Source organism: Croceicoccus sp. (assembly GCF_983967925.1).
The window spans coordinates 1-9,976 of sequence record NZ_CFETID010000049.1; the positions used below are offsets into that span (position 1 = coordinate 1).

Here is a 9,976-nt window from a genome sequence, read left to right on the forward strand (position 1 = left end):
CGACGGCTTCCCGCTTCGCGCCGGGCGTTACCATTTTTTTGATGCCAGATCCTTCAGCACCACGTTGTCGAGCATCGCCTCGGCCAGCAGCTTCTTCAGCCGGCTGTTCTCCTGCTCGAGCGTCCGCAGCCGCCGGGCATCGGAGACCTCCAGCCCGCCGAACTTCGACTTCCATTTGTAGAACGTGGCTGAGCTGATCCCGTGACGGCGGCACACCTCCGTCGTCGGCATCCCAGCCTCCTGCTCTTTCAAAACCGCGATGATCTGCTCTTCGCTGAACCTGCTTCGCTTCATTATCGTCCGACTCCTTTGCGTCGGACTCTACCAAAAACCGGTCACATTTCAGGGGAGCACGTCAGCTGGAACTCACCCGCGCGATCAAGAAGGAAATGCCGCGGGTGGAGATCCTGATCTTCACCATGCACGACCGCGAGGATATCCTTGCCGAGGTGTTGATGGCCGGTGCGCGCGGCTATCTGCTGAAATCGGATGCGAGCAAGCACCTGATCTCGGCCATCGAGGCGCTGGCGGTCAAGCGGCCCTATTTCTCGGGAAACGTGTCGCAGACATTGCTCGACCGGTTCATCGAAATGGCGTCGCGCGATTCCACGGCGACCGCGCTTACCCCGCGTGAGCGCGAGATCGTCCAGCTGATTGCGGAAGGCCGCCTGAACAAGGAAATCGCCGCGATCCTCGATCTGTCGATCAAGACCGTCGAGACACATCGCGCGGCCGCGATGCACAAGCTGGACCTCAAGAGTTCAGCCGACCTCGTGCGCTATGCGGTGCGCAACCACATCATTGAACCCTAACCAGTTGGGGCTTTGATCTCGGCAAACCGGCTCGGTTTGATGACAGCGGGCTGAAGGCCGTCACTGCCGTTCCCCGTTCCATCGCTCTTACGTATATGACACCTCCCAGCGATGCCACGCGTTCGCGCATACTGGCCAGACCGACGCCTTTTCCGCTTTCGATCGCGGCCTTTGCTCGGCTCCCAATGCCGAAATCCCTGATGCGCATACAGATCCAGTTGCAATTGCAATAGAGGTGAAATTCCGCATGGTCGGACTGGCTATGCTTGAAAATGTTCATCAGGGCTTCCTGAGCGATACGCAACATGGTCATTTGCGTTTCGCTTGGAATGTCATTGCGATATCCTCGCGATCGGAAATTGATCGCGATGCCGCTGCGCTCGCTCATGCCAAGAGCTAGAGACTCGAGTGTCCGCTCCAGCCCGTAACGTGACAATTCGGGCGGATGCAAAAGATAGCTGACACAGCGAACCTGTGATTGAAGCTTTGAGATAACGTCGTGCGCACTGACCATCGCACGATTGGCAAGAGGGCCATCGTCGTTATTGATCGTGTTGAGGGCAAACTCCAATTCCAGAAGCAACTGCGCTGTGACGTCATGGAGGTCACGGGCAATCTGCCTGCGTTCATCCTCCCGCGCCTCCAGCAATCGCAGTTCAGTCGTGGGCGAAATCGAGATATCGGAGATGTAGACATCTCCAATCGGCTGGGCATTGCTGGTAACAATGCCTTCGCTGTTCGAACGCATGTGTTTTCCCCTGCGGCGTCCCTGCATTCCGCTCGTGCTGTAAGCAGATTGGTCGGCGAAATTGCCCGACATTCTTACTGCTTACCGACCTTCAGAGCCAGGCAAAGCTAGGACGCGATCATTTCGGTTTTAAGACTGCTTTACGATCAATCGGAAATGCAAACCGTCGATTTTCGCAATAAATATAGGGGGATGAGCGGTTGAGACTAATTAACGCAGCAGATTTGTCAAATGAATTCGTAACAAACTTGCGACGTCGTGTTCAGCCCTTTCCTGACATTTGTTAAGTTGTCGGTTCCTGTCTAACGACGAGGCGAAATCCGACATGGCTAGTCGATGTATCCTCTGGCTGCGCATGTCGCGCTGCGGGTCGATAGCGCCGGCAATAATTGGGTGCGCACAGATGCGATCCACCCTTCAGAACGCGGCGTGCGATTCGCACCTCAGGCATGGCCGGGTCATAGCTATCTTTCAGCGCAGCGCCTCTGGGATTCCGCGGGCCGCAGCACGAACTGCCTTTCGTGACGGAATGTCCGTCGGCAAAGTAATCCTCAGTCCATTCCCACACATTCCCGATCATGTCGTAGATGCCATAACCGTTGGCGTCATAGCTTCGAACCGGTGACGTACGCATGAAGCCATCCTCCAGCGTGTTCTCGTTGGGGAAGTCGCCTTGCCACGTATTCGCCATGGCTTTCCCGCCAGGCATCAGCTCGTCGCCCCAGGCGTATTCGCTGCGGTCGAGTCCGCCACGTGCGGCATATTCCCATTCTGCTTCGGTCGGCAATTCTTTGCCAGCCCAGCGCGCATAGGCCTGAACATCGGTGAACGAGACATGGGTCACGGGATGATCCTCAAGCCCCTCTATCGATGACCCGTCCCCCAGCGGCTGCCGCCAATTCGCGCCTGCGCGGTAGTCCCACCACTGCGAAAAATCCCGCAGCGACACCGGCCGATGTGGCGGCTCGAATACCAGAGATGCGGGATAGAGCATTTCGGGAAGCGCACCGGGATAATCAGCTGGGTCCGGCGCGATTTCAGCGGTCGTCACATGGCCGGTCGCCTGCACGAAATGGGCGAAATCGCGGTTCGTGACGGGCGCGGGATCGATCCAGAAGCCATCAACCTTCACCTTGTGCGCGGGTTTCTCCTCTTGGTAATGGTCGTCGGATCCCATCCAGAAGCTTCCGCCGTCGAGATATATCATGTCGTCGGTAAGGCATTTTCGGGCGATGGGGGATGCGGCCTGATTGGCCATGGCTAGTCTCCTGCATTCGGTTTTGAAACGGCGCCTTGTTTCGCGCACTCTCGCCACTTCGACCGCGATGATCCATCAGTAATGTCCACAGTCAACTTACCGGGCAAACCCTTAGACCGAAACACGACGGACGTCGGGCGTTGGCGCGGACCGTTCGCCTGCCTGCCATGCGCTCTAATGCGAAGATATCCATGCCCGAAAACAGCCACGACATGTGTTCGCCAAGGTTGATGTCATCTCTGGCTCTAAAGCCTTTGAGTCGCCCGACCATTGATACGCGGCACAGTTTTCTGTCGATCATGCTTTGCGATGATCGCAGCATGAGCGCAGACGGCGGTCCTGCTTGGGTGATATCGAATGTCTGGCGGCTGCGATCGAGATGGATCTGATTACCGCCAAATCAGCAACCCGGGAACGGACCACTGTCCTGATTACAGTGCTCAAGCATAGTCACGGGCTGTCCTCGACAGGCTCCGGCTTGCGCCACAGGCCATTGTCACGATGCAGTGTCATCATGCGGGCGGCATTGTCTTCATCGATCCCGATACGGTTTTTACGTTGGTATCGGTGACGTATTCCGACCCGAGACGGGGTAGCGAAGCTGTTGCTCTCGGGGTTATTCCCAATGCGCGCGGTCACTTCATGCAATATTCTGCCACTTAAAGGCTGAACATGCAAAACCGGGGGTGACGACATGTTTTTGGAAGAAGCTCTTACTGAACTCGCTTCATTCTCGGCACTGTTTCTCGAGGCGATCGTCGCACTTTTGGTCCTGTATGGCGCTCTTGAAGCGTTGGTGAAACTTGTCAGCAGCGGTTTCGGTCGGTTCAGCCACGCGACGCGGCGCATGATCTGGATGCGTTTTGCGCAGTGGATCATCCTGGCGCTCGAATTCGCGCTGGGTGCCGACATCATCCGAACGGCTATCGCTCCAACCTGGGATGACGTCGGCAAGCTGGCGGCCATCGCCGCAATCCGGACTTTCCTCAGCTTTTTTCTTGAACGCGACATGGCGGAGATCGCGCCGCACGACGAAGCGGTGGAGCGCAAGCTATCCGAATAGGCGAAAGCCGAAGATGATATTGGCGGCGGCCGCCAGTCCGACGAACATCAAACCGATGGCGACAAGTAAGCTGACCGATACGGGATACGCGCTATCGCCGTGAATCAGGCCTTCGCCGATCATCATCTTGCGGCGCGCGCGCAATTCTTGCGCAAATTGGACGTGGCGCCATATTCCGCCAAGCAGAATGGCGACGCCAAGCAAGATCAGGACCAGTCCAAAGTTCCGCGGTGAAACGGTGCCCGCCAATACGCCGCTATCGCCCAGACTGCGGAATGCTTCATATAGGGTGAATCCAAACCCGATGAGCGAGAGCGCCGTCCGGATCTCGGCCATTAATGTGCGATCCGCGCCCATCCGCGTTCGCTGCAGTCCCATTCCCGTTCGCCGCATCGATAATTCTGTGCGGCGGTCGGAAAGTCTCGTGCGGTGCTCCGACAGGTCGGTCCGGTGGTCCGACATCTGGGTGCGGTGGCGGGAAAGTCCACTGCGGTAATGAGAGTAGATCGTCGACGCCTCGCCCTTCTGATCTTCGCGGATCTCCGGGATGTCGGGGACTGGACTCGATACCGACCGCGGCATCTCATTCTGTGGATCCGTGGGCGTAGGGTCGGCCATCGAAGCAACTCCATCTTTTCAGAAAGATCGCCATCTTCCTGCTAAGCCCGCTTCGCACAATAGGGCGAACCCCCAAAGGACCCTGCGGAAGTTACGGACTAACGCAGCGCACGCGACTTGAATCTCGCCGGCTCCGAGCGCCGGATGCGTTTTGTCGGAGCGGTCTGCCAATACGCTAGCGTCAGACCACCAGACTGCGCGCGTTCTCCATCTTCCGTACCTGTTTGCGCGGAACAGCGGGTCACCATCGTCGCCAATCAGCATTTTCCCCGATGGGGGGATGCACTGCGCCGTCCGATAGTCGGCTCAATGTCCGTGGCCCACCGGGTTCAGAGGAGGGAGTGTTCAATGTCGAAAAAGGCGAAACCTGCGTGCTTCAAGAGCATGGCGATGATCGCTGCGCTTGCATGCGGCGCGGCCACGATTGCCGCTGAAGATGCAGCCGCCCAAACGGCGGGCATGGAGACGGCCGATCCTGCGCCGATCGATCCCGTAGCGATTGCCGCGCTCGACCAGATGGCAGCCTATCTGCAAACGCTCGTCTCGTTTCGCGTAAGGGCGGATGCCACGACCGAAGTGGTGCTGGAAGGCGGGCAGAAGATCCAGTTCGGCGGCGATATCGACCTTGCGGTCCATCGCCCCGATGCATTCAAGGTCGTATCCGATGCCGACACCCGCACCCGCGAGATGTATTACAACGGCGGCACCTTCACCATCTTTGCGCCCCGCCTTGGTTATTACGCCAGCTTCGATGCGCCGCCGACGATCGGGCAGACGCTGGACGTGGCACGCACGAAATACGGAATCGAGGTTCCGCTGGCGGATCTGTTTACGTGGGGAACGGACCAGACCATCCGGGCCCGCGTGCAGGAAGCCATGGTCATCCTGCCCGAGACGATCGGCGACAGGCAGTGCGTCCATTACGCGTTCCGGCAGGAAAACGTGGACTGGCAGCTTTGGCTAGAAGAAGGGCCAGAGCCTTTGCCCTGCAAGATCGTGATCACCAGCAAGGACGATCCGGCCATGCCGCAATACACCTCTGTCCTGCATTGGGATCTGTCCGAGCCGGTGCCTGCCGATTCGCTGGCTTTCAACCCGCCCGCCGATGCACACCGCATTACGATAGCGGAAGTCGAGGATGCCATGGGAGACGATCAATGAAGCGGCCCGGACATTGCATCGCGCTCGCCGCCGCGGGCCTCATGATCGTTGCCCCCATCGCCGCGATTGCGGAAGAGAACGCGTCTCGTCCTGCATTCGATCAGGACAGCCCGGTCAGTCTTGGCGAAACGGAGGCGGCCTCGATCATGGCGCTGCAGCAAAGAGCCCAGACACGGCAGGGCGCCGGCGCCAACCGCAGTCGCCCTTCAAAACCGAAACCGGCAGCGCGCAACAGCTCTAAGAAGAGCGTCAACCATAACAGGGACCGTAACCCCAACCGGAATAGCGGGAACCGGAACAACAACAATCGCAATCGCAATAACAACCGGATCACGAATGTCAGCGGAAACGACGTGAACATCAACGTCGACCGTAACGTGCGGTATGATGATCATCACCACCATCACGATCATTGGGACGACTGGGATGACGACTGGCATCCATGGGCGACGGCAGCGGCCGTCACCATGACTGCGGCCGTGATCGGTAGCATCGTCGCCAGCATTCCGCCCGATTGCAGCACGGTGATCGTGAACGGGATCAGCTACTCGCAATGCGGCAACACTTGGTATCAGCCGCAATATTATGGATCGTCCGTGCAATATGTGGTGGTGAACCCTCCACGCTGACACTGGGCGTCCTGCAAACAGATTCCGGAGAGATCGATGACCTTGGCCATGACGCTCAAGCTGATGATCGTGCTCAGCGTCATCCTGATGCTGTTCGCGATCTCGCTTCGCGCAAGAGCGTCCGATCTGGGATATCTCTTCACGCACTGGCGGCTGGGGCTGGGCGCCTTTGCTGCCATGTTCGTAATCGTTCCCGCCGTCGCAATCGCGATCAGCTATATCTTCAATCTCGATCCCGCGGTGGAGATTGCCTTGGTCGCCATTGCCCTTTCGCCCATTCCGCCGATCCTGCCGAAAAAGCAGGTCAAGGCCGGGGGAAGGGCGTGCTACGTCACCGGTCTTCTGTTCGGCGCCACGATCGTCGCGATATTGGTCGCGCCCTTGGGGGTGTATATCGCATCGCGGATTTTCCATTTCGACGCGCAGATCGGCTTTATGGCCATCGCGATGCCATTGATCGTGACGATCCTGGTGCCGCTGATTTTGGGCGTGGCAATCGCGCCATTGCTAGGCGAAAATCTTTTGACGAGGATCAGCGGCATTGCAAGCAAGCTGGGGCTGATCCTGATGATCGTTGCCACAGTGGGCCTGCTGATCATGATCTTCCCCCGCATGCTGGATGTCATTGGCAACGGTGCCTTGCTGGCGTTAGCGCTGATGGCGATCGTGGGGCTGGTGGCCGGCTATCTGCTGGGAGGATCTGATCCCGGCGACCGGGCCACTCTGGCGCTGGCGTCATCGACCCGGCACCCGGGTGTTGCGCTGGCGATCGCGGCGCAGGTGTTCCCCGATAATCAGCTCGCACCCGCCGCGATCCTGCTGTCGCTGCTGGTGGCCACCATCGTGTGCATTCCGTTCATGCGCATGATTGGCAAGCATCAGCGTATTGACGCCGCGGCCGCGTAGATAGCGCTTTACGTCGCGCTAGAAACTCGCCTGCGCGATCAGGGCCGGGCCGTTTAGCTCGTACATCATACGGCCGTTCCAGAGTTCCTTGTCGACCCCGATCCGGTACCTGACATAGCGATAGGCCGCGCCGATCGCGATATTGCGGGTGATGGAATAGTTGATCCCTGCCTGCGCGTTGATCAACTCTCCGTCGTAATCGTCGATGGTGAGCGACAGATAGTCGACGCGCCCGTTCGCCTCGAAATTCCTGCCGATCCGCCACGTTCCGTACAGGCCGACGGTGGGAAGCGGCGCAAGAATGCTTCGACGGCGCGCCTCGCTTTCGGCTTCGAATTCGTTTCCGGCGATTTCGCCTGAAATCGACACCGTGAAATCGGTCGCATGCAGCCCCAGTGCCGCTCCGACTTCGAGGTCCGTTCGCTGGATAAAGGAATAGCCGACCGTCAGCCGGTAGACATCGCTGTCGAAGCCGCTCTCGACCCGTGCATTCAGCGGGAAGGTGACGTCGTCGAAATTGATGTCCCGGCCCAGTTCGACGACACCGTCGCGGTTTAGCTTGTAGAAATCGAACCCCACGACGATCTTGCCGAACCGTGATCCGATGGTCACGGCGGGCAGGATGTCCCGATCGTCCAGCGACAAATCGCGTTCCAGATCGATATCGGTTCCGATCGTATCGGCGATGTCGGCCGTCACGCGGACATTGGTATCGACCTTGGGGTAATAGGCCTGCACATTGATCCAGTAATCATTGTCGAGGCTTTGTCCGCTTGCCTGCGGAGCGGCCAGCATGGCGAGCGCAATGGCGCTGCCGGAACCGAAAAGCGCCCGCTTTTGCGTTTTGCGCGGCATCGATCCGCTCCCCTTCTTCATTGCCGAGTTAACCGGCTTTCGTCGATCCTATCAGTCACCGCCCTCCCTCATATCGGGAGAAACCCCAACCGCATCGCGCATGAATGTGGGGCGACCTGCAAACTCGACGCGCTGCGCCGCCGGTGCAATCGACACGCCCATGCCCGACAAACGCCGGAGCAAAGCGAGAAGAAATCTTTCCTCGACGAAATGGCCCTGCACATACGTCTCCGCCTTCAAATGACAGCGGATGTGGATTTGAAAACCGGATGGCGTGAAACCTTCGAAACGAACCGGGCAGACCGTGGGAATATAGCTCGCCTGCTCTTCCAGCAGTTCTCTTGCGGCGGTCAGGATGCGTTCGATCTTGTCCGGCGCGGTATCGTAAGGCAGCAGAAACCTCTGCTCGACGAAATAGCGGTCGCGAAGCGCAAGGTTCTCGATACTCTCACTCGCGAAGACATTGTTGGGGATGGTCAGCACGGTGCGGCTCAGCGTCTGGATGCGGGTGGACCGCATGCCGATGTCGATGACGTCGCCCTCGATCCCGCCAATCCTGCACCTGTCGCCGATGCGAACCGGCTTGTCGGCAAGGATCATGACACTGCCGACGATGTCCTCGACCGCCTTGCGAGCGCCAAGCGCCAGCGCGATACCCCCGATGCCAAGTGCGGCAAGGCCCGTGGTGACATCGATGGCGAAGGTTGCCAGAAAGGTCGCCACGGCGACGACGACCAGCGCCAGTCTGAACAATCTCGTGACGAAGTTCGACAGGCCGATCCATGCCGGCTTGTCCGTCTGCCTGAGCCAGCGGTTGAGCAGATGATTGACCACACCAGCCAGACGCCATGCCAGCCACACCGTAGCGAAGCCCATGGCAATGTCTGAGTAGCGTTCGATCGCGGTCCTTTCCACCAGGCCTGCCCCCAACGGCATCGCCAGGCGTTCCAGCACCAGATAGACCCCCATCAAGGCAATCGGCGGGAACGCTGCGAGAAGGATGGCCGCAACGGGATGTGCATGGCGCTGATCGTCGAGCCCAAGCCTGCGAATGATGAGCTTGAAACCGAGAACTATGGCCGTGAACAAGGCCAGCCCCAATCCGACAAGGAAAAGCCACGCGGACAGGGGCGCGCCCAACAACATGATATCGCCGCGTCCCGGTTCGACCGGGTCGTCGACTGCGGCGGAAAAATTATCGAGTGGAACCTGGTCGATCGTTTCCGCCGACACCTGCCAAATCGCAGTTCCCGCATCCGTCTCGATCCTTCTGGCGAGGATCGGGACCGTGCCGCTTTCAAGCGATAGACTGCCGATCTCTTCAAGATCCCGATCCAGGCCGTCTGTCAGACTTCCTTCCGGAGCGATGGGTAGTCCCAGTCGGGGAATCAGCTCTCCGCTATTGTCGAGGGCGGCGGCAAAGGCACGCAGCTGGCGGAGCGATGTCTCCGACGCGGGATTCGCGCCTTCGACATAGGGGGCCAGATCCGATTCATCGCCCGAACCGAGCACGTTGAATAGGCCGATCTGCATGGCGCGGGGCGATTCCCGGCCGAAGGGATCCTCGATTTTTTCGGCGGGTTCGCCGCTGGTCTCCGTCAAGGCTTCCGACGCCGCGGCCCGTCCGGTCGCGGAGACTGCGAGCATGAGCATGACGGCGCAGAAAATCAGGGCGAGCAAGGGGATGCGATGCTTCGCCGAACCGCGGTGTGTGCGATGAACCAAGACTTCCCTCCGTAATGAGCAGGCAAGTCTGTTTCACCGATATTCCGAAATGGCGCCCTAAGGGTAATACCCCATTCGTCGGGGGCATTTATATGGAGCGGGCCTAGCCGACCGGCCATTTCAGCCTGCCGAATGGCCACGCGACAAAAAAAGGGGCCGGATTTCTCCGGCCCCTTTCGTTTGATCGAGAGATCGTTTGTT

General features: G+C 59.0%; 10 protein-coding genes and 1 pseudogene. 5 read left to right on the forward strand and 6 right to left on the reverse strand.

Annotation, left to right across the window (positions count from 1 at the left end; genetic code table 11):
- Positions 1 to 294: pseudogene (locus AC4FIJ_RS15940) on the reverse strand (transposase); the annotation flags it as partial.
- A 104-nt stretch (positions 295 to 398) separates the two neighbouring features.
- Here AC4FIJ_RS15940 and AC4FIJ_RS15945 point away from each other — a divergent pair.
- On the forward strand, positions 399 to 812 hold the full coding sequence (locus tag AC4FIJ_RS15945; RefSeq protein WP_490337626.1) for a LuxR C-terminal-related transcriptional regulator: 414 nt from the start codon (positions 399 to 401) through the stop codon (positions 810 to 812).
- Here the strand turns inward: AC4FIJ_RS15945 and AC4FIJ_RS15950 are convergent.
- Positions 799 to 1,632, reverse strand: a complete 834-nt coding sequence (locus AC4FIJ_RS15950; protein ID WP_490337627.1) for a sensor histidine kinase — start codon at positions 1,630 to 1,632, stop codon at positions 799 to 801. The two genes, AC4FIJ_RS15945 and AC4FIJ_RS15950, sit on opposite strands and share 14 nt — an antisense overlap.
- A 211-nt stretch (positions 1,633 to 1,843) precedes the next feature.
- Positions 1,844 to 2,767, reverse strand: coding sequence for a formylglycine-generating enzyme family protein (locus AC4FIJ_RS15955; protein ID WP_490337635.1), 924 nt, complete (start codon positions 2,765 to 2,767; stop codon positions 1,844 to 1,846).
- A gap of 745 nt (positions 2,768 to 3,512) precedes the next feature.
- On the opposite strand from AC4FIJ_RS15955, the gene AC4FIJ_RS15960 reads away from it, so the two are divergent.
- Complete coding sequence (locus tag AC4FIJ_RS15960) at positions 3,513 to 3,881, forward strand: DUF1622 domain-containing protein (protein ID WP_490337628.1); 369 nt, start codon at positions 3,513 to 3,515, stop codon at positions 3,879 to 3,881.
- On the opposite strand, the gene AC4FIJ_RS15965 is transcribed toward AC4FIJ_RS15960, so the two are convergent.
- Entirely contained in the window at positions 3,870 to 4,499 is a 630-nt protein-coding gene (locus tag AC4FIJ_RS15965; protein WP_490337629.1) for a YidH family protein, read from the reverse strand. The two genes, AC4FIJ_RS15960 and AC4FIJ_RS15965, sit on opposite strands and share 12 nt — an antisense overlap.
- Positions 4,500 to 4,889: 390 nt before the next feature.
- Here AC4FIJ_RS15965 and AC4FIJ_RS15970 point away from each other — a divergent pair, with 390 nt between their 5' ends.
- From AC4FIJ_RS15970 to AC4FIJ_RS15980, 3 genes are read left to right on the forward strand one after another with little or no spacing between them, the layout of a single operon-like run.
- Positions 4,890 to 5,660 carry a DUF2092 domain-containing protein gene (locus AC4FIJ_RS15970; protein ID WP_490337630.1) on the forward strand — a complete coding sequence of 257 codons (771 nt, stop codon included), beginning with the start codon at positions 4,890 to 4,892 and terminating at the stop codon, positions 5,658 to 5,660.
- Positions 5,657 to 6,289 carry a hypothetical protein gene (locus AC4FIJ_RS15975; RefSeq protein ID WP_490337631.1) on the forward strand — a complete coding sequence of 211 codons (633 nt, stop codon included), beginning with the start codon at positions 5,657 to 5,659 and terminating at the stop codon, positions 6,287 to 6,289. Before AC4FIJ_RS15970 ends, AC4FIJ_RS15975 begins: the two co-directional genes overlap by 4 nt.
- A gap of 36 nt (positions 6,290 to 6,325) precedes the next feature.
- Positions 6,326 to 7,195 (forward strand): bile acid:sodium symporter family protein, encoded by an 870-nt coding sequence (locus AC4FIJ_RS15980; RefSeq protein ID WP_490337632.1) that lies wholly within the window; start codon positions 6,326 to 6,328, stop codon positions 7,193 to 7,195.
- 18 nt (positions 7,196 to 7,213) lie between these two features.
- Here the strand turns inward: AC4FIJ_RS15980 and AC4FIJ_RS15985 are convergent, their stop codons facing one another.
- Together AC4FIJ_RS15985 and AC4FIJ_RS15990 are read right to left on the reverse strand one after the other, a co-directional pair.
- Positions 7,214 to 8,050 (reverse strand): hypothetical protein, encoded by an 837-nt coding sequence (locus tag AC4FIJ_RS15985; protein ID WP_490337633.1) that lies wholly within the window; start codon positions 8,048 to 8,050, stop codon positions 7,214 to 7,216.
- A gap of 51 nt (positions 8,051 to 8,101) precedes the next feature.
- Positions 8,102 to 9,652 (reverse strand): mechanosensitive ion channel family protein, encoded by a 1,551-nt coding sequence (locus AC4FIJ_RS15990; protein WP_490337634.1) that lies wholly within the window; start codon positions 9,650 to 9,652, stop codon positions 8,102 to 8,104.
- Positions 9,653 to 9,976: the final 324 nt, after the last annotated feature.

What these genes read in the sequence shown, in the direction of transcription:
- AC4FIJ_RS15955 (WP_490337635.1), bottom strand. Translation starts at nt 2,767, where the DNA reads ATGATATATCTCGACGGCGGAAGCTTCTGGATGGGATCCGACGACCAT.
- AC4FIJ_RS15985 (WP_490337633.1), bottom strand. Translation starts at nt 8,050, where the DNA reads ATGCCGCGCAAAACGCAAAAGCGGGCGCTTTTCGGTTCCGGCAGCGCC.
- AC4FIJ_RS15980 (WP_490337632.1), top strand. Translation starts at nt 6,326, where the DNA reads ATGACCTTGGCCATGACGCTCAAGCTGATGATCGTGCTCAGCGTCATC.
- AC4FIJ_RS15975 (WP_490337631.1), top strand. Translation starts at nt 5,657, where the DNA reads ATGAAGCGGCCCGGACATTGCATCGCGCTCGCCGCCGCGGGCCTCATG.
- AC4FIJ_RS15970 (WP_490337630.1), top strand. Translation starts at nt 4,890, where the DNA reads ATGATCGCTGCGCTTGCATGCGGCGCGGCCACGATTGCCGCTGAAGAT.
- AC4FIJ_RS15965 (WP_490337629.1), bottom strand. Translation starts at nt 4,499, where the DNA reads ATGGCCGACCCTACGCCCACGGATCCACAGAATGAGATGCCGCGGTCG.
- AC4FIJ_RS15960 (WP_490337628.1), top strand. Translation starts at nt 3,513, where the DNA reads ATGTTTTTGGAAGAAGCTCTTACTGAACTCGCTTCATTCTCGGCACTG.
- AC4FIJ_RS15950 (WP_490337627.1), bottom strand. Translation starts at nt 1,632, where the DNA reads ATGTCGGGCAATTTCGCCGACCAATCTGCTTACAGCACGAGCGGAATG.